16 protein-coding genes are annotated in these 19504 nt (G+C 58.2%); 6 read left to right on the top strand and 10 right to left on the bottom strand.

Features of this window, described 5'->3' with window-relative positions; translation table 11 throughout:
* Nucleotides 1–26 precede the first annotated feature (26 nt).
* Nucleotides 27–1097 (top strand): tartrate dehydrogenase, encoded by a 1071-nt coding sequence (locus tag AABB92_RS14140; RefSeq protein ID WP_031377778.1) that lies wholly within the window; start codon nucleotides 27–29, stop codon nucleotides 1095–1097.
* A 1-nt stretch (nucleotide 1098) separates the two neighbouring features.
* On the opposite strand, the gene AABB92_RS14135 is transcribed toward AABB92_RS14140, so the two are convergent.
* From AABB92_RS14135 to AABB92_RS14120, 4 genes are all read right to left on the bottom strand, one after another.
* The gene (locus tag AABB92_RS14135) at nucleotides 1099–2430 is read right to left on the bottom strand and encodes a glycoside hydrolase family 28 protein (RefSeq protein WP_031377779.1); all 1332 of its coding nucleotides are present in this window, start codon (nucleotides 2428–2430) and stop codon (nucleotides 1099–1101) included.
* 103 nt (nucleotides 2431–2533) lie between these two features.
* Nucleotides 2534–3349, bottom strand: a complete 816-nt coding sequence (locus AABB92_RS14130; protein WP_031377780.1) for a carbohydrate ABC transporter permease — start codon at nucleotides 3347–3349, stop codon at nucleotides 2534–2536.
* Nucleotides 3349–4221, bottom strand: a complete 873-nt coding sequence (locus tag AABB92_RS14125) for a carbohydrate ABC transporter permease (RefSeq protein ID WP_031377781.1) — start codon at nucleotides 4219–4221, stop codon at nucleotides 3349–3351. Before AABB92_RS14125 ends, AABB92_RS14130 begins: the two co-directional genes overlap by 1 nt.
* Nucleotides 4222–4278: 57 nt before the next feature.
* Entirely contained in the window at nucleotides 4279–5610 is a 1332-nt protein-coding gene (locus AABB92_RS14120; RefSeq protein WP_046288566.1) for an extracellular solute-binding protein, read from the bottom strand.
* Nucleotides 5611–6161: 551 nt separating this feature from the next.
* Here AABB92_RS14120 and AABB92_RS14115 point away from each other — a divergent pair.
* Nucleotides 6162–6761, top strand: a complete 600-nt coding sequence (locus tag AABB92_RS14115) for a GNAT family N-acetyltransferase (protein ID WP_031377783.1) — start codon at nucleotides 6162–6164, stop codon at nucleotides 6759–6761.
* A gap of 13 nt (nucleotides 6762–6774) precedes the next feature.
* Nucleotides 6775–7866, top strand: a complete 1092-nt coding sequence (locus AABB92_RS14110; RefSeq protein ID WP_031377784.1) for an ABC transporter ATP-binding protein — start codon at nucleotides 6775–6777, stop codon at nucleotides 7864–7866.
* Nucleotides 7867–7922: 56 nt separating this feature from the next.
* Here the strand turns inward: AABB92_RS14110 and AABB92_RS14105 are convergent, their stop codons facing one another.
* Together AABB92_RS14105 and AABB92_RS14100 are read right to left on the bottom strand one after the other, a co-directional pair.
* A complete protein-coding gene (locus AABB92_RS14105; protein WP_031377785.1) occupies nucleotides 7923–9038 on the bottom strand; it encodes an ROK family transcriptional regulator in 1116 nt (371 codons plus the stop codon).
* 45 nt (nucleotides 9039–9083) lie between these two features.
* Nucleotides 9084–9992: a glucosamine kinase nucleotide-binding domain-containing protein gene (locus AABB92_RS14100; protein ID WP_046288565.1), complete on the bottom strand. Its 909-nt coding sequence runs from the start codon at nucleotides 9990–9992 to the stop codon at nucleotides 9084–9086.
* Between the two features lie 278 nt (nucleotides 9993–10270).
* Here AABB92_RS14100 and AABB92_RS14095 point away from each other — a divergent pair, with 278 nt between their 5' ends.
* Nucleotides 10271–11428, top strand: coding sequence for a Gfo/Idh/MocA family protein (locus AABB92_RS14095; RefSeq protein ID WP_046288564.1), 1158 nt, complete (start codon nucleotides 10271–10273; stop codon nucleotides 11426–11428).
* Nucleotides 11429–11756: 328 nt separating this feature from the next.
* Here the strand turns inward: AABB92_RS14095 and AABB92_RS14090 are convergent, their stop codons facing one another.
* Nucleotides 11757–12998 (bottom strand): MFS transporter, encoded by a 1242-nt coding sequence (locus AABB92_RS14090; protein WP_031377912.1) that lies wholly within the window; start codon nucleotides 12996–12998, stop codon nucleotides 11757–11759.
* A gap of 400 nt (nucleotides 12999–13398) precedes the next feature.
* On the opposite strand from AABB92_RS14090, the gene AABB92_RS14085 reads away from it, so the two are divergent.
* A complete protein-coding gene (locus AABB92_RS14085; protein ID WP_031377913.1) occupies nucleotides 13399–13998 on the top strand; it encodes a hypothetical protein in 600 nt (199 codons plus the stop codon).
* A gap of 276 nt (nucleotides 13999–14274) precedes the next feature.
* A complete protein-coding gene (locus AABB92_RS14080; RefSeq protein WP_046288563.1) occupies nucleotides 14275–16665 on the top strand; it encodes a glucose/quinate/shikimate family membrane-bound PQQ-dependent dehydrogenase in 2391 nt (796 codons plus the stop codon).
* A 55-nt stretch (nucleotides 16666–16720) separates the two neighbouring features.
* Here the strand turns inward: AABB92_RS14080 and AABB92_RS14075 are convergent, their stop codons facing one another.
* The 3 genes from AABB92_RS14075 to AABB92_RS14065 form a co-directional block, all read right to left on the bottom strand.
* Nucleotides 16721–17926 carry an MFS transporter gene (locus AABB92_RS14075; RefSeq protein ID WP_031377914.1) on the bottom strand — a complete coding sequence of 402 codons (1206 nt, stop codon included), beginning with the start codon at nucleotides 17924–17926 and terminating at the stop codon, nucleotides 16721–16723.
* 110 nt (nucleotides 17927–18036) lie between these two features.
* Complete coding sequence (locus AABB92_RS14070; RefSeq protein ID WP_031377915.1) at nucleotides 18037–18933, bottom strand: LysR family transcriptional regulator; 897 nt, start codon at nucleotides 18931–18933, stop codon at nucleotides 18037–18039.
* A 161-nt stretch (nucleotides 18934–19094) separates the two neighbouring features.
* A complete protein-coding gene (locus AABB92_RS14065) occupies nucleotides 19095–19463 on the bottom strand; it encodes a helix-turn-helix domain-containing protein (protein ID WP_031377916.1) in 369 nt (122 codons plus the stop codon).
* Between the last annotated feature and the right edge of the window lie 41 nt (nucleotides 19464–19504).

The raw sequence follows: 19504 nt of genomic DNA, 5'->3' as shown, positions 1-19504 counted from the left end.
TCGAACATCAACCGGAAAGGTGCCCTGTGACTGACAAAATCCATCGTATTGCGGTAATTCCTGGCGACGGTATCGGCAAAGAAGTGATGCCGGAAGGCGTGCGCGTGATGAATGCGGCGGCTGAAAAATTCAATATTCCGCTGCGCTGGGAGTGGTTTGATTACGCCAGCGCCGACTACTGGCAGCAGCATGGCAAGATGCTGCCTGACGACTGGTTTCCGCAGCTGAAAGCGTTTGATGCCATCTACTTTGGTGCGGTTGGCTGGCCGGACGTGGTACCCGACCACGTTTCCCTGTGGGGATCGCTGTTGCAGTTCCGCCGCGAGTTCGATCAATACGTCAATCTGCGTCCGGTGCGCCTGATGCCCGGTGTTAAAGCGCCGCTGGCCAACCGTCAGCCGGGTGATATCGACTTCTATGTGGTACGCGAAAATACCGAAGGCGAATACTCCAGCGTTGGCGGAACCATGTTCCCCGGCACCGATCGCGAGGTGGTGATCCAGGAAACGGTGATGACCCGCACCGGTGTCGATCGCATCCTGAAATTTGCTTACCAGCTGGCGCAGAGCCGCCCGAAAAAACACCTGACCTCCGCCACTAAATCGAACGGTATCGCGATCACCATGCCTTACTGGGATAGCCGGGTTGAGGCGATGGCTGGCCAGTTCCCCGAGGTGAAAGTCGACAAGTATCACATCGATATTCTCACGGCCAATTTCGTGCTGCATCCGGACTGGTTTGATGTGGTGGTCGCCAGTAACCTGTTTGGCGATATCCTGTCGGATCTCGGTCCGGCCTGTACCGGCACCATCGGCATCGCGCCCTCCGCCAATATCAACCCGGAAGGCCACTTCCCAAGCCTGTTTGAACCGGTGCACGGCTCGGCGCCAGATATTGCCGGTAAAGGCATCGCCAACCCGATTGGACAGATCTGGTGCGGCGCGATGATGCTGGAGCATCTGGGCTATAAAGCGGCGGGTGATGCGGTATTAGCGGCGATTGAGCGTACGCTGGCCGCAGGTGAGCACCTGACGCGCGACCTCGGCGGCAGCGCCAGCACCGAACAGCTCGGTAGTGCCATCGCCGCCGCGCTCTGAGTTATTCCGGCAGCTCTACCACGCTGTCGGGGTGCCAGCCTGGCGGTAACGGCTCCGGCCGCACGATCGCCAGGTTGTGCAGCTGCAGATTCTCCACGCCGCGCGCAAACAGTCCCGGCAATCCGCCGGGATAGCGCTCAACCCCGAACGCCTCTCCGGTTTTCGGATCGAGCTTATAGGCGTTATCCAGTCCCATGCCGGTCGGTGAGTCAGGGTTACACGGCGGCCGGACGTCATACTGCCCCTGCGCCACCGACGCCACACTTTGCCGCAGCTGCACCTGACTGATTAACACATCGCGGATCGCGCCCGGCTGCGCCGCATGCAGGTTAATCGCCCCTTCCGCTACGCCCGTCACGTTAGTGAACTGCACCTGCTCCACGCGGCCCGGCACAATCGCCGGATCGCGACTGCGCACCGAGATAAACAGCGGATCGGCTTTGCCCCAATGGCACGGTGGCGCATGGTGGCAGGCAAAGGTCAGATTGCTGAACAGCAGCCGCCGCATCGCCCCGCCATCGCGTGACAGAATGCCAATTGCGCGGTTGGAATCGAAAATGGTGCAGCCGGTCACCGTCACATCTTCCACATCATCCCAGGTTTCGGTGCCGATTTTAAAGGCACAGCTGTAACTGCGCAGCAGACAGTTGGTGATCATAATCTGGCGGGCCGGGCGTCGCAGCGCCGCAGGCTTGTGGGTGGTTTTAATGCAGATGGCATCATCGGCGGCGCTGAGGTAGCAGTTACTGACAAACACCGCCTCGCAGCTGTCGATATCCAGCGCATCGGTGTTCGGCATGGTCATGGCGTTATCGATGGTGAGATGGTCGATATGCACATGGCGGCAGCTCACCAGATGCACGGTCCACATCGGCGCCTGCACGATGGTGAAATCTTCCAGCCTGACCTGCTCGCAATCTTCAAAAACGATGATGCGCGGGCGGTCGGCGCGCGGCAGACGATAGCCCTGCTCATCACGTTCGGTGGCAAACCAGGCTTCGCCCTCGCCATCAATCCGGCCGGTGCCGCTCAGGGTGATATTGCGCTGGCCAAGGGCGTAAAGCAGCACGTTGTGTGACTTCTCGGCGCTGCTCAGCGCCTGTACCGGCTGGTAATCGGCTAGCCGCTGGCTGGCGATCAATACCGCACCCGCCTCCAGGTGCAGTTCAAAATCAGAGGGCAGATTCAGGCAGCCGCTGCGGTAGCGCCCGGCAGGCAGCGTCAGGCGGCCACCGCCGGCGGCGGCAATCTGATCCATCGCGCGTTGCAGCACCGCGGTATCCAGGGTTTCGCCGTCGGCGGCAGGATGAAAATCGGCAAGGGAAAGGTGCATCATGCGTCTCCCGCAAGAGTGAGGAGGAAGAATTGCAGCACGTTCCGGTGCCGCAAACCTTTGTCTGGTCGCCACTGCCCCGTTCCGTGCCGGCGATCACAGATTACTTCACGGCGCCTTCGGTCACGCCGCTGATAAACTTGCGCTGGAAAATCAGGAACACCGCCACCAGCGGCAGGATGACAATCATCGCACCCGCCATCAGCACCGGAATGTCGATAGTGTTTTTATTCTGAAAGAACATCATGCCGATCGGTAAGGTACGCAGTTCATCTTTATTGACCAGAATCAGCGGGATTAAAAACTCATTCCAGGTCCAGATAAACAGCAGCAGCCCGAGCGTCGAGAGCGTCGGCCAGATGGCCGGCACCAGGATGCCCCACAAAATTTTGACCCGCGAGGCACCATCCATCACCGCCGCTTCCACCAGCTCTTTGGGCACCTGCTGAAAGGCACTGGCGATCATCAGGGTTGTAAACGGCAGCGACAGGGCAATCTGCGGCAAAATCAGCGCCAGATAGGTATTGGTCAGCCCCATCCAGCGCAGCTCGTGGTAGAGCGGGATGATAAACGCCTCGCTCGGCAACACCATGCCGAGCGCCAGCATCGCCGCGATCGCTTTTTTACCGGGGATCTTCAGCCAGGCGAAGCCAAATCCAGCCAGAATCCCCAGCAGCACGCTGCACAGCACCACCGGGATGACCACCAGCACCGAGTTGAGGAAGTAGACGTTAAAATGTCCCTGCTGCCAGGCGGTGAGGTAGTTTTTAAAATTCAGCGAGGCGGGCAGCGTGAATACCCCCTGGAACAGCTCCATCTGGGTTTTGAACGAGGTCATCAGCGCCATCAGAAACGGCAGAATAGTCATCAGCGCCACGATCCAGATCAGCGTGCGTGAAATCACCGGCGTACTACGCATCAGTACCGCTCCTTTAAGGCCAGGTGAATCAGATAGTTAATCCCTAACACAATCAGCATGCTGAACACCGCCACTGACGACGCATAGCCAAAGTAGTGCAGGTCAAAACCCTGCTTATACATAAAGATATTGGTCACCATGGTGGACGTGCCCGGCCCGCCCTGGGTCATCACATAGACCAGGTCAAAGGCTTTCAGGCTGGCAATCACCGTCAGCAGCAGCGCAATCCGCACCTCAGGCCGCAGGGCCGGCAGGGTAATGCGCATAAACTTCTGGCGACGCGACGATCCATCCAGGTCGGCCGCTTCCAGCAGCGAGGGATCCATTCGCTGCAGGCCCGCCATAAACAGCACCAGACAGAAGCCGAAGAAGTACCAGGTGGCGACTAAGCCGACAGCCGGCAGTGCCCAGGTAAAATCGCCCAGCCATGACATCGCCAGCTGCGGTAAGCCAATGGCACGCAGCAGCTGGTCGATCGGGCCAAACGCCGGGTTATATAACCAGCGCCACACCACGCCCAGCACCGCCATCGGCATGATATAGGGCAGAAAGAAGAGAATGCGCAGCACGCTGCGTTCGCTGTTGTTGCGCGTGTCATACAAAAAGCTGCACAGCAGCAGGCCAATGCTAATCGGCAGCAGGGTATAGAACAGCATCAGGATGGCGTTATTGCCCAGCGCGATCCAGAACACCGGATCGCTGAACATCCGCAGATAGTTGCTGACGCCGCTGAATACCGGCAGTGAAGTGCCGTCCCATTCGGTAAAGCTGATACCGAGCGAGGCCAGCAGCGGCAACAGCAGAAATACCGCATACACCAGCACTGCCGGCAGAACATAGAGAAAATTACGCCAACCGCTTAAATTCAACATAACCGTACTCGTGGCTCAGAACGACGCTCAGGCCCGGCGATGCGCCGGGCCACCGGCTTAATGTTTCAGGGTTTTCAGGTAACGCTGATAGTTGTTGTCGAAATTGGCGACCATCTGATCGGCAGTCTGACGGCCGGCCAGCAGCAACTGGACGTTCTGATTCAGTTCGGCATTCATGGTCGGCGTTGCCCAGTCTACGTAGTGGCCTAAACCGTCATAGTCATTGAGTGTCAGCCACACCTGCCAGGCTTCGGCCAGCAGCGGATTGTCCGTCGGCATTTTCGCCGCTTTGTTGGTGCTGGCCGGCAGGAAGCCGACCTTCAGCCAGCGGTCAGCCATCGCATCTGACACCATATAGTTGATGAACTTCGCCGCCGCATCCTGCTGCTCTTTGCTTTTCGCGGTGCTGGTCACCGAGAAGGCCAGATCGGTGCCACCGACCATCAGCGGTTGTTTCACCCCCTCACCGGCAGGCATCGCGGCAAAATGGATATCTTTATTATCTTTAAACTGGCCGAGATACCAGGTACCGCTCACCAGGAACGCCGCCTGATTGTTCTGGAACAGCGTGGCGGCATCATCATGACCGATGCCCTGGAAGCCAGGGAAGAAGTAGCCTTTATCGGTCCAGCTCTTCATCATGCTGGCGGCCTTAACCAGTTTGTCATCTTTGAAGCTGCCGCCGACGTCGTAGATCAGATTATCCAGCGTCTTGCGGTCGTGACTTTCTATCTGCGCCTGCCACAGCGTGCTGAGCAGTTGCTGGCCCATGTTGCCATCCAGCAGGCCGAGCATCATCGGTGCGGTGCCCTGCTGCTTCAGCTTCGCCATGGCGCTCTCCAGCTCGGCCAGCGTTTTGGGTACCGCAATGCCCGCTTTATCCAGCAGGGCCTTGTTGTAGTAAAGCCCGACCATCTCGCCGAGGCTGGCAACGCCGTACAGTTTGCCGCTGCCGAACTCACCGCTGTCTGACCAGCGGTTACGCTTGAGGACCGAGTCAGGGAAGCGCGTGGTCCAGCCATCAGCGCTGGCGTAGCTATCAAGCGGTAGCAGCAGCTTATCTTTTACCAGCGATCCCATATCGCCACCGCCCTGATTCACCTGGGCGATCTGCGGACCGTCGCCCGCGGTCAGTGCCAGCTTGAGCGGAATACGCGTATCTTCAAACGAGTGAACCGAGCGATTAATCACGATGCCCGGATTCTGCTGCGTAAACTCTTTGATACCCTCATCCACCGCCGCGGTCTGCTGTGGATAGTTATAGATATCCCACTCATTCAGGGTAACGGCAGCCTGCGCGGCGTGGGCAACGCTGCCCGCCAGCAAGCCCGCCGCCAAAAGCCGACCCAGACTGCGAACCCGGAACGAACCAACTGAGGAAACAGACATTATGATCACCTTCTCCAGACCAGGATCGGCATCCCTTCATCTCACCGCCTGCATCCCGCAGACTGAAGCCGCATAGAAAACGCGCTCACCCATACTTACTTTAATAAAAAAATAAAGTCAAACAGCCCGCCGGTGAAATTACAACGCTGTGAGCACGCGCAAATAAACAGCGACCTGGCGGTAAAAACAGCAGACTCCGCTGGACAGATGGCCGGTTGCCGCGGCAGCACAGCCTGAACCAGCGCTTCCGTAGCACGATCTGCCAGCGCGATTGTCGCAAAATAACTCGCTGATAAAACATATGAAAATCCTATCACGCTCACAGTTTGCCGTTTTTCCCGCGGGTCAGGAGAGAGACAAGCGCCGTGCGCCGGGCGTGTTGGCGATCACAGTTGTGAAGCGAGAAACCGGTAAAGATTGCTGAACCGCCGGCGTTAGTGCGATAAGGTAATTATTCTATCTTGAAAACTAAGTCCACTTTCATTAACGTAACTTTTCATCGGCGGACCGCGTCAGTGACGGTCCCCTTCATCCACTCACGAGAAATCACCATGGCGAATCAAGGTGTCATTCGTCCGGCGACCCCGGCGGACTATCCGGCGCTCTACCGCATCTGCCTGGAAACGGCGGATGCCGGCGGGGATGCGCGTGCGCTCTACTCTGATCCTGACTATCCCGGCCAGCGGTTTGCCGTGCCCTATGCGCGTTTCGCACCGGATTTTGCTTTTGTGCTGGAGATCGAGGGTGAAGTGCTGGGCTATGTGGTGGCCGCACCGGATACCCGCGCCTTTGAAGCGCAGTTAGCCGCGCAATGGTGGCCACAGTTACAGCAGAAATATCAGCAACGCAGCGCCGACGCGCCGCTTGACGACAAGATACTTGACGCCATTCGCCATCCTGACGCTGCGGCTGAGGCGCTGGTGAGCCGCTGGCCGGCTCATCTGCATATCAACCTGCTCCCGGCGGCGCAAAAAGGAGGCTGGGGCCGCAAAATGATTGAGCACCAACTGGCGGCGCTGCGGGCAGCGGGCGTCAGCGGCGTTCACCTTGGCGTCAGCCTGCAAAACGAGCAGGTCTGCGCCTTTTATCAGCGCATGGGATTCAGCCCAATCCTGCGCAGCAACGCCATTTACATGGGCCAGTTACTCTGAGTGAGGTAGTCCGATGACCAGCCTGCGCTTGCAGAATGTGAAGAAGTCTTACGAGCACGTTAACGTGATTCATGGCATCGATCTGACGATTAACAGCGGGGAATTCGTGGTATTTGTCGGGCCATCCGGCTGCGGCAAATCGACGCTGCTGCGGATGATCGCCGGGCTGGAGGAGATCAGCAGCGGACAGTTGCTGATTGAGGAGCAGGACATGACCCGGCAGCCCGCCACCGAGCGCGGCATTGCCATGGTGTTTCAGTCCTATGCGCTCTACCCCAACATGACGGTGCGCGGTAACCTCGCCTATCCGCTGGAGGTGATGAAGAAGTCGAAGGCGGAGATCGCCCAGGCGATCGAGCAGACGGCCGCCCGCCTGCATCTGACCGAACTGCTTGACCGGCTGCCGCGCGCGCTGTCCGGCGGGCAGCGCCAGCGCGTGGCGATTGGCCGGGCAATTATCCGTCATCCGCGCATCTTCCTGTTCGATGAACCGCTCTCTAACCTTGATGCCGAGCTGCGCCTGCAGATGCGGATTGAGATTGCCCGACTGCACGCCTCGCTGGGTAATACCATGATCTATGTGACCCACGATCAGCTGGAAGCGATGACGCTGGCGGACCGGATTGTGGTGCTGCGGCAGGGCCGGATTGAGCAGGTTGGCGCGCCGCTGACGCTGTATCACGATCCGGATAACCTGTTTGTTGCCGGTTTTATCGGCTCGCCGAAGATGAATTTTCTGCAGGCGGAGATCGCCGCGGTCGGTGAAGGTGAAGTGCAGCTGCGGCTGCCGGAGCTGAAGATTGATGGCCTGGTGCTGAAAATTGCCGCCCCGTGCCACGAGGGACAGACCGTGACGCTCGGCATCCGCCCGGAACACTTCCAGTCCGCCGCCCAGACGCCGGAGGCGCTGCGTTTTCAGGGTGAGCTGTCGTTTGGCGAAATGCTCGGCCACACTAACTATCTCTATCTCGATATTGGCCGGGAGCAGATGCTGGTGGTGGAAGAGCGTGAGGCGCATCAGCGTGAACTGGGGGCGCAGGTCGAACTGGGGATTTCCGCCGCGCACTGCCTGCTGTTTGATCAGCAGGGATTACGCCTGCGTTAAGGCGCGGAGGGTAAGGTCAGCGGGCGCTTCGGCGCCCGTTTTGCTGGCAGGAGAACTCAGGTGACCGGCTCTTCATCTGCCTGGGCAGCCAGCAGGTCGAGCAGACGGTTAACCGCAAAGCCCGCTGCACCGAGTGCCCACATCCGGTTTGATTCGGTCAGAAACTGCAACGGGGTCATGTGCGGCGTCAGTTTCAGCCGGTAAGCCTGGAAGCTCTGGGTAATGTGATCAAGCAGAATGCGTGACGCCATATGTGGCTCCATCGCCAGATAGACCACGTCCGGATCGTAGGCCACCGACAGGTTGGCCAGCGAGATACCCAGTTCACGGCCCGCCTCTTCCAGCGCCGCCAGCACCTCAGGCGTCGGACGTTGATCCAGCGCCTGTAAGGTCAGCGTTGTCGGTTCGCCTTCTGCCACCCGCTGCAAAATAGCACGCGAAGAAGCGACATCTTCCAGCAGGCGCAGCGAGCCATCACCGACCAGCCCGTTGCCAATCTCACCCGCTTTGCCGTGGCGACCGCGATAGAGCTGGCGATTGAGGATAATCCCGGCGCCGATCCCTTTACCGTAGGTGGCAATCACCGCCGACTGCGCGGTACCAAGCTGGCCAAACACCAGCGCCGCCATCGCCATCGCGTTGGCATCATTTTCGATAAACACCGGCAGCGAGAAGCGTTCCTCCAGCTGGCGGGCAATCGGAACGTTATCCCAGTCGAGCACCTTCGAGCGGATGCAGTAGCCATTTTCGGCATCCACCAGCCCCGATAATGCCAGCCCGATAGCTCCGACCCGCTTCTCTTCCACGCCGCGCAGGAATTTCGCCAGCGCATCGCCAAGCTGGCGTGGCGTCATGGTGCCCGGCGGCATCTGCTGTTCACCCAGCAGGTTGCCACTGAGATCGGTCATGACGATCAGGTTGCGTTCAGCGTTGAGCTGGATGCCGATCACGCTGGCGCGATCGGGATTGAGTCCGAGCAGAGTTTTTGGCCGCCCCATCGACACGCGACGCAGTCCCAGCTCCTGCACAATCTCTTGTGCCAGCAGCCGATTGGTCGCTTGCGAAACCGTCGACATGCTCAGTCCGCTGCGTACTTTCAAATCGGACTGGCTAATCGGCGCGTTTTCAACAATCAACCGCAGAATGCGCGCGGTCACGTTGGGAGCGGTCATAAATTCCTCAGGTTGACGCACTGACGCTGGGCAACAGGCTTCAGGTCAGTGACGGGATAAAGGGATCGGGCGGGGCTCCGGCACACCGCTAGCCTGCGTCCGGGCGAGCGTAAGTGCCCCGCTCAGCGCGTCACCCAGCGGCGTGACCAGCCGGGTCTGAATATCGGCTGCCAGCCAGCGGTAAATCGGCACGGCCAGTCCGCCCATCAGCGCCACGCGTCCACTGCTCAGCGCGGTCAGACGACGCACCATCATGCCAATATCAGCCGCGGTCTGTTGCAGCAGCGTCTGCGCATGGCCGTCACCGGCGTCGGCCGCAGCAAACACCTGCGGCACCACGCGCGCCCAGTCAGCAGGCGCGGCGGTGCGGGTCCACAGCAGCATGGTTTCCGGGCTGTGATCAAACTGCGCCATGAGCTGATGCGTCAGAGGGCTGTGTTCGACCATCGCTTCATGGGCCAGCAGCGCCAGACGCAGCGCCCGGCGGCCCAGCTCAGCGCCCGATCCCTGATCGGAAAGCGCAAAGCCCCAGCCGCCCAGCAGAGTAAAGCGCTCGCCATTCCAGGCCGCGCCCTGACTGCCGGTGCCGATGATAAATACCGCACCAGGCTGGCCCGCGTGCGCACCTGCGCAGGCGATTTCCACATCGCTGACCACCTGCAACGCGGCACAGGCCGGTTGCCAGTCAGACAGGCGCGCCTGCACCGACGCGACGTTGGCACCGGCTAATCCGGCCACCAGCGAGGTCTGCGCCAGCGCCTGTGGCGCTAAGCCGGCCTGTAAAAATACCTGATCGATCAGCTGCGTGACGCAGCTCAGCGCCGCCTCATACTGCGACCAGACGTTGGCGGGTCCGCCAGTGGCTTCCGCCAGCACCGTACCGTGAAGGTCGGTTAACCGCGCACGGCACTGGGTGCCGCCGCCATCAATGCCAAGGAGATAGTGTGAGTGCACGCGCTTCCTCCCGCCTCCACAGATTCAGAGTTGTCGCCATAATCAGCGAACGATAGGGGAAAAAAACTTAAATCGCAATAACAAATAAATATGGTAATTAAAGATAGCCTATTTTTCTTTGTTTTACATAAAGATAACAAAAAACACCTTCGCAAAACATGCAGGCCGATATTGACATTAGTTTTTCCATCGTAATAAGTTGATGGTCAGATTATCAACAGCCACGCCTGGCTTTGGGCGGGTTCTGCGTTATCCGATTTCAGGATCAGGGGTTTAACATGAAAGTAGGCATTATCGGTCTCGGCTTTCGTCTGTCCCACGTTATCAAAGAGTTCAACAACGCCGACGACGCCTTCTCCGTGGTAGGTTATTACGATCCGGCCCCCGCCGGACTGCCCAATCTGCACAGTTTTGCTATCGATCCCGGCCAGTCGTTCGATTCGATTGAAGCCCTGCTGCAGCACGGCGGGATGGATGTGGTGCTGGTCGGCTCGCCCAATTTTTTGCATCTTGAGCATGTCGGCCAGGCGCTGGCTGCGGGCTACACCGTGTTTACTGAAAAACCGGTGGTGATCAACGAACAGCAGACCATGGAGATGGCGAAGCTGGTGCGTCAGTATGGCGAGGCGCGCATTCTGGTCGGTCTGGTACTGCGCTATTCACCGCTCTATCACGATCTGCTGGCGGCGCGTGACGCCGGTCGGCTGGGCGAGATCACCTCAATTGAAGCCACAGAACATATCAAGCCTTATCACGGTGCCTTCTTCCAGCGCGACTGGCGGCGGCTGGAAAAATATGCCGGCCCTTATATTCTGGAAAAGTGCTGCCACGACATCGACCTCTATCAGGGCTTAATGCAGCAGCGCCCGGTGCGGGTCGCCAGCTTTGGCGGCCGCAAATCCTTCACGCCAGCCCATGCGCCACAGGGCGCGGTGACCGCCGACTCAGAGGTCTATCACATTAAGCCCAGCGGCTGGTCCAGTACCGACGCAGTATTCAACAGCGATGCCGACATTGTCGATTACCAGACCGCGCTGATTGAGTATGCCGGTGGCGCCACCCTTGCCTTTCACGCCAACCTTAACGTGCCGGATGAGTTCCGTCGCTTCTGCGTGATCGGCACTGACGGCATGGCTGAGGGCGATTTCGTCCGTAACTACTTCCGCGTTCACAATGCGCGCAGCGGCGAGAAAGAGGTCGATACCGCCTACAGCGGCAATGCGTACGATGGCCACTACGGCGCTGACGCGCTGATGGCGGAAGAGATCGTGAAACACATTAAACAGGGAACACCGCTGAAAGTTTCAGTGGTGGACGCGCTGGAAGCGGGCCTCACCGCCATAAAAATCGATGAGGCCCGCAAAACCCGCAGCGTAGTGGATATGCGTGAAAGCTGGCTAACATTTGACGCCAACCTGGGAAAAACCGGGGCCTGATGGCCCCACCTGCGGGTCAGCTTCCCCCTCTGGCCCCGGGATTTGAATGGCAGTATGACTGGTCGCTTCCTGAACTGGCCTTCGGGCCAGTTACCACTTCGCTTACGAAGATCATCTTACCTCCAGATTTTCCTGCCTTATTACAGGACTCTCAAGGGCCGCAGATAGGCTCTGGACACAAACAAACTAAAGCGAGGGGAACATACGCCTGCAGCAAAGCCTGCCAGGGATGGCGTTTTTTGCGTCTTTGCGCAAGGCGTATGTTCCCTGAGCCTGCGTCGTGGTCCACTGCCGCACAAATCCCCTCACCTAATCCCAACGCCGGTTATTAAACCGGATCGACCTCATTCTCCAGCTTCTGACGCCGGCGTAAATGCGGGAACAGTTTCATCCACAGCGCCACCACCACCAGCGTACCGATACCACCAATCGCCACCGCCGGTACTGCACCCAGCCAGGCCGCCAGCAGCCCCGACTCAAATTCGCCCAGTTGATTAGAAGTGTTGATGAAAATGGCGTTAACCGCATTGACCCGCCCGCGCATCGCATCGGGCGTATCGAGCTGCACCAGCGCACCGCGGATCACCATGCTGACCATATCAAACCCGCCCAGCGCAGCCAGCGCCAGCAGCGACAGCCACAGCTGGCTGGAGAGCGCGAACACCAGCGTAGCGACACCAAACCCGGCCACCGATCCGAACATAATCATCCCGACATGCTTATCCAGCTTGTGACGACTCAGCCAGATACCCACCAGCAGCGCACCCACAGAGGGTGCACCGCGCAGCATGCCTAATCCCCACGGGCCGGTATGCAGAATATCTTTAGCAAAGATCGGCAGCAGCGCGGTGGCTCCGCCCAGCAGCACCGCAAACAGGTCAAGCGAGATCACCCCCAGCACATCTTTGCGCTCACGGATGAAGTGAATACCTGCAAACAGGTTCTTCATGTTCATCGGCAGCCGTGGCTGACTGGGACGCTGATAGCGCAGCAGGCTGACCAGCGTTAGCGAGATAAAGTAGAACAGCCCGGAGACGCCATACACCACTTCCGGGCCTGCCACGTAGAGCAGGCCGCCAAGGGTCGGTCCGACAATTACCGCCGCCTGTCCGCCGACTGAATTCATCGCCATAGCGCGCGCCAGAATGCCGGGCGGCACCAGCGACGGCAGCATCGAGGACATGGCGGGCCACTCCAGCGCTTTGGCGACGGCGATCATAAACACCAGTCCCCACAGGGCGGTTTTATCGACTGAATGGAACAGCGTCAGCACCACCAGCGCCAGCAGGGCGGCAAACTCGACCAGCTGGCCGAACAGCACGATGCGACGTCGATCGTACTGATCGGCCAGGTGTCCGGCAGGTAATGCCAGTAGCACCGAGGGCATAAACTGCATCAATCCGATCATGCCTAACGCCAGCGCACTGTTGGTCAGGGCGTAAATCTGCCAGCTGATCGCCACTGAAAACATCTGAAATCCAAACGACGAGCAGGTGCGGGCCAGCCAGAACGCGACAAACGTCCGGTGTCGCCACAGCGACTCTTCTGCTGCAGGTGCCATAAATCCCATGTTCTGTTCCATTTAAAGTGATGATTCCCGCGTCGTTGCGCGGTGTTGAGAGTGCCGTCAACCTGGCCTGACTGCGCGATGGGCTTCAGGATGCGGAAACTGGCGGTGCCGGTCGACGCCGCCGGTGCGGCCAAAGGGTTCAGCCTGGCAGCAGTCGGCGGATACGGGCCGGATAATTACCCGCCTATTGGTCCTGACTGATGAATATATTCCAGGTAATCATCAGATGCCAAAGGAATAATTTTCTCTTTCATCGCGGATTTATTTACTTTTTCGGCGGATAAAGGGGGTGATTTAGAATATGCAGTTGATCTATATTTATTCACGCATTCAGAAAAGTGCGACGTTTTATATCAATAATTATCAACGACACCTTTTATATTGCATTTCATAGAGATAAATGAAAAACAGTTTATATAACCCCTATGTTACTGAACCTATCCATCATGTTGAGCGACACGTCGCTGGCATATGCTATAGCGTTCCCTATCTTCAACACCACCAGGACAGCAGCAATATACTTAATAGTCACAACATTATTTCACTGCACAATCAAATTGCCACTGAAGCAGCATTAATGGTTATTCCGGTTGAGGATATTCGATTACAGGGAATGATTGCAGTGCCGGATGCCTATTTGCATTTACAGGATGCGCGGGTACGGGTCGGAATTAATTATCCCAGTTTAGTCAGGCATGGCGCGGCATTGCTTGAATTAGCAGAGAAATTTAGTTTCTGGCTGTATGACTTTGCCCCACCCGGTGCCGACTGGCGATTAATGGAATCGTTCCCATTTTCCGGTATTGTTTTAAGCGAACCGTTCTTCAACGACAATTATCAAAAATTCACCTTCCCTTATTTTATGGCTGCGTTTCGGGCCAAAGGTGCCGAAGTGATCGTACGAAGTCAGTCGCCTTGTTTAACTGCGGAACAATTTGCTGAGATAAATATCAGCGGCTGGCAACAACAACGCTCGGATGGCGAACTTATTAGCTGCTGATTCACAAATCCTGCCTTCCGGCGTTAAGGGCACATGGCGGTGCGCTTAACGTCTCATAAACCCTCATAAAATGTCGTATTACTTCATTTGTGAAGCGCTTTGAGCTAAAAAAATCAAAACTTGATCTAATTTTGCTATAACATTTAACACAAAGGGATCGTCTGACTTAGTGGAAGAGTGATTTAAGAACACCCTTCATCATTTGTACTTGATAACTGAGAACAACCTATCTGGTTGTTTTCGTGTGTTTTATGGCAACGAAACGAGGTCGATATTATGGGGAAAAACTCCTCATCTTTTGGCGTAATTCGTTTCCTGACGGTGCTGTTCGCAGTGCTGACGGGCGCGTTTATGCTGATTGGCGGTATTTGGTTAGCCGCCATTGGTGGTTCCTGGTATTACATCGTCGGCGGTGCAGCGATGCTGATCACCGCTTTCCTGCTGTGGCGTCGTAACAGCGCCGCGCTGGTAGTTTACGCCCTGCTGCTGCTGGCTACGCTGGCATGGGGTGTCTGGGAAGTCGGTACTGACTTCTGGGCGCTGGCACCGCGTACCGATGTACTGGTGATCTTTGGCGTCTGGCTGGTGCTGCCGTTTGTCTGGCGCAGCCTGCACAACGTTGGCAAAGGCCCACTGGGTGCAATGGCCGTGGCGCTGGTTGCCAGTGCTATCGTGCTGGCTTACGCGGTGTTTAACGATCCGCAGGTCATCAACGGTACGCTGCCAGAAACCGCTGACAACGCACCGCAGGCCCAGCCGCTGAGCAACATTCCGGACGGTGACTGGCCAGCTTATGCTCGCGATCAGCAAGGGACCCGTTTCTCTCCGCTCAAACAGATTAATCACCAGAACGTTAAAGAGCTGCAGGTCGCCTGGCAGTTCCAGACCGGCGACTTAAAAACCGCTAACGATCCAGGTGAAATCACCGATGAAGTGACGCCGATTAAGATCCGCGACACGCTCTACCTCTGTTCGCCACACCAGATCCTGTTTGCACTGGACGCGGCCACCGGCAAGCAGAAGTGGAAATTTGATCCAGGCATGAAGGTCAACCCGACGTTCCAGCACGTTACCTGTCGCGGTGTCTCTTATCATGAAGTTCCGGCCGCCGCCGATGCAGCTAACAGCCAGCCTGCGCTGTGCTCACGCCGCATCTACCTGCCGGTCAACGATGGTCGTCTGTTTGCTCTTGATGCGGAAACCGGCGAACGTTGCCCGTCTTTCGGCGTTAACGGCGAGCTGGATCTGCAGCACAAACAGCCGGTGACCACTCCAGGTCAGTATGAGCCGACGTCACCGCCGGTGATTACTAACACCACCATCGTGATGGCGGGCGCCGTTACCGATAACTACTCAACCCGCGAGCCGTCAGGCGTGATCCGTGGCTTTGATGTGAATACCGGTAAACTGCTGTGGGTATTTGATCCGGGCGCGAAAGATCCGAACGCGATTCCGGCCGATGAGCACACCTTCACCATGAATTCCCCGAACTCATGGGCACCGGCGGTCTACGATCCGAAACTGGATACGGTCTATCTGCCGATGGGCGTCACTACGCCGGATATCTGGGGCGGTAACCGCACGCCAGAACAGGAACGTTATGCCAGCAGCGTGCTGGCGCTGAACGCCACCACCGGCAAGCTGGTATGGGCTTATCAGACTGTTCACCACGACCTGTGGGATATGGACCTGCCGTCGCAGCCGACACTGGCTGATATCACCGACAAAGATGGCAATACCGTACCGGTGATTTATGCGCCGGCGAAAACCGGTAACATCTTTGTGCTGGATCGTCGTACCGGCAAACCGGTTGTCCCGGCACCTGAAACGCCCGTCCCACAGGGTGCGGCGAAAGGTGACCACGTCTCTGCTACCCAGCCCTACTCTGAGCTGACCTTCCGTCCGAAACAGAATCTGACGGACAAGGACATGTGGGGCGCGACGATGTATGACCAGCTGGTGTGCCGCGTGATCTTCAAGCGCCTGCGCTATGAAGGTCCGTTCACGCCGCCGTCTGAGCAGGGTACGCTGGTATTCCCGGGTAACCTCGGTATGTTCGAATGGGGCGGCATCGCTGTCGATCCACATCGTCAGATCGCGATTGCTAACCCGATGGCGCTGCCGTTTGTCTCGAAGCTGGTACCACGCGGTCCAGGCAACCCGATCGAACCGCCGAAAGGCGCTGAGGGTGGTTCAGGTACTGAAACCGGTATTCAGCCGCAGTACGGCGTACCGTACGGTGTTGAGCTGAATCCGTTCCTGTCACCGTTTGGTCTGCCGTGTAAACAGCCAGCGTGGGGTTACATCTCGGCGGTGGATCTGAAGACCAACGACGTGGTGTGGAAACAGCGTATTGGTACGGTACGTGACAGTGCGCCAGTGCCACTGCCGTTCAAAATGGGTATGCCAATGCTGGGTGGTCCTATCACCACCGCCGGTAAAGTGTTCTTTATCGGAGCGACCGCTGACAACTACCTGCGTGCTTTCAGCACCGATACCGGTGAGCTGTTATGGCAAGCCCGTCTGCCAGCCGGTGGCCAGGCAACGCCAATGACCTATGAAGTGAATGGCAAGCAGTACGTTGTCATCGCAGCCGGTGGTCACGGTTCGTTTGGCACCAAACTGGGCGATTATGTGATCGCCTACGCCCTGCCAGATCAGAAATAACCCCGTCCTCAGGGACTGACATCAGGCGGACTTCGGTCCGCCTTTTTTGATCGCGCTACTTTTTCATCGCGCGCCAGTTGAGCCATCCGCACAGCAGCATTACCGCGCTGGTCGCCAGAAATACCGGCCTCATGCCAAACGTTCCCCCGACCAGGCCGCCGAACAGCGGGCCCGTTACCTGGCCGATATACTGGGCCGACGTCGAATAGCCCAGCATCCGACCGACCTGCGATCCCGGTACGCTATGCCGGATAATGGCGGTAATGCACGGCAGCAGCCCACCCAGCGCCATCCCCATCAGAAAACGCAGCAGCACCAGTTGCCAGGCGGCGGTAATAAACGCCTGCGGGATCAGCAGCAGCGCACTCAGCAATAAACCTGCCGTCAGCACCCGCCAGTGACCAATGCGGTCCGCCAGCCGTCCGAGACGCGGTGCGGCGATCACCGTTCCCAGCGCGGCAGCCGACATCGCCAGTCCGGCGATCAGCGTAATCTGATGGTTGCCCTGCACAAACTCGCCGACGTAGAGGGTGATAATCGGTTCAATCGACATACTGGCGAAGATCAGCAGCATGCCTGACAGCCACATCAGCCGCACCAGTCGCTGGTTCACCGGCGGTGTCGCGGGTGCTGAGGCTGGATTTTCACCGGGCGAGGCAGCAGCACGCGGCTGCTCTTTCAGCAGAAAGGTGGTCGCCAGGAAGGCGAGAAAAATAACCGCGCCGGTTAACCAGAAGGTCTGACGTATACCGATCAGCGGCGGCAGCACGCCGCCCAGCAGCGGCCCGACCACGTTGCCGGCCATAATACCGGAGGACAATACACCCAGCGCCCAGCCGGTCTGCCCTTTGGGGGTTTGCGCCGCCACCAGGATGGTCGAGCCGGAGGCGTAACCGCCCAGCAGGCCCGCCAGCAGACGCAGCGCCACCAGCTGCCAGGGCGCAGTTGCCATACCGATCAGCGACATGGCGATGGCCATACCGAGACTGGCGCGGATCAGCATCAGCTTACGGCCATAGCGGTCAGCCAGCCTGCCCCACAGCGGCGCGGTCAACGCCGCACTAAAGAAGGTGGCACCGTAGGCCAGCCCCGACCAGCGCGCGATGGCGGCTGGCTGCTGCACGCCAAGTTGCTGAACATAGAGCGGTAAAAACGGCAGCAGCAGCGTCATGGCCACAATGGTGCTGAAAGAGCCCAGCACACAGACCCATAAGTTGCGCTTCCAGTGCTGAAATTCTGCGTTTTCTGCTGACTGTTGCATAAAGATATCCCGTCATTAATCAGGGATACAGGCTAACCAGGCGCGTCAGATAACAACAGTGGTAGCGCGATAGTTACTTTGTGGCGCTGATTGTTGCTGTATTGCAACAATCAGGCGCTGGCCAGCGCCGCGATCAGCGTATCGCATAATAAACTGACCGGCGAAGCGGGTTGCAGCGTCTCACGCAGCAGCAGATAGCTCTGAAGCCGATCCATCTGCCATTCCGGCAGCAGCTGCTGAATATCACCCCGGCTCACCGCCTCCTGCGCCATATAGGAAGGCAGATAGGCGATGCCGCTGCCCGCCAGCGCCGCGTTCAGCAGCGCCATGCTGTTGTTGGCGCGAAAACGGCTGCGGACATCCAGCGCCAGCCGCTGCTTGTCACGCCGGAACGGCAGCGCGGCGGTGTGTGCCGGCCCGTGAAACAGCAGCAGATCGTGGCGCGGCAACATCTCAGGATGTTCGATGGCAGGCCGCTGCGCCAGATAACCCGGTGCCGCATACAGGCCCCACTCAATATCGCTTAGCACGCGGAAATTGCCCTGCTGCGGGGGCCGGGATCGAATGACGATCGCCACATCGATCTGACCGTCCAGCGTATCGCGATTACGATCGGTCAGATCCAGATCAACGTTGATATGCAGGTGACGACGCAGAAAGCGATTAAGCACCGGCACCACACACTGACAGCCGTAAGTCACCGGGGCCTGCAGCCGCACATTACCGGCCGGTTGCTGATGCAGCTGCTGAACAAACGCATCGGCCCGCTGCACTTCCGCCAGCATGCGTACGCAGTAGGGATAGTAAGCCTGGCCGAGTTCGGTCAGTGCCAGCCGCCGGGTGGTGCGCTGCAACAGCCGGATGCCCAGCCGCAGCTCCAGTCGGGCAATTTCCCGGCTGACATGGGATTTGGACCAGCCGAGTGCCCGCGCCGCCTCACTGAAACTCTGGAGTTCCACCACCCGCGCAAACACCAGCATGGCGGTTAAATTGGCACTGTTTTCCATGCGTTACCGCTCCGATAGCCTGAGGATTCTGGCATCAAACTAGCATGTTCGGGGCAGCTTACGGCGACGGATCGGCAAAAAAGAAGGGGGAAATCAGACAGCGGCGCGACGCGCATCGACCTTCCCGCGCTTTTCACCTGGCGGGAAGGTCATCGCGGGCCTCAACTGGCCATGGCCAGTGGAAACAGTAACCGATCCGGCTCCACCCGCCGCTGGCGGCGCAACTGGCCTGGCGTCACCATAAAATAGTTTTTGAAGGTGCGGGTATAGGCTTGCTGGGTATCGAACCCGTAGTTCATGGCGACCTGCAATATCGCTTCATTGCTGCTCAGCAACGTCAGCGCAGATTCAGTTAATCGCCGCTGGCGAATATATTCAGCCAGTGAAAATCCGGTATGCTGGCGAAACAGCCGTTGCAGGTGCCAGCGGGAATAGCCAGAGCGGCGCGCCACCTCATCCAGATGCAGATCGTGTCCTAGATTGTTCTCTATCCATTCCAGCAAACTGCGAATAAACTCGCGCTGATTCATGGGTTCCTCCTGGTTTACGCTGATGTGCAGTGAACCCACTT

Source organism: Pantoea brenneri, assembly GCF_038594305.1.
Taxonomy (GTDB): Bacteria; Pseudomonadota; Gammaproteobacteria; order Enterobacterales; family Enterobacteriaceae; genus Pantoea; species Pantoea brenneri.
This window is presented reverse-complemented; position numbering and strand designations above follow the sequence as displayed.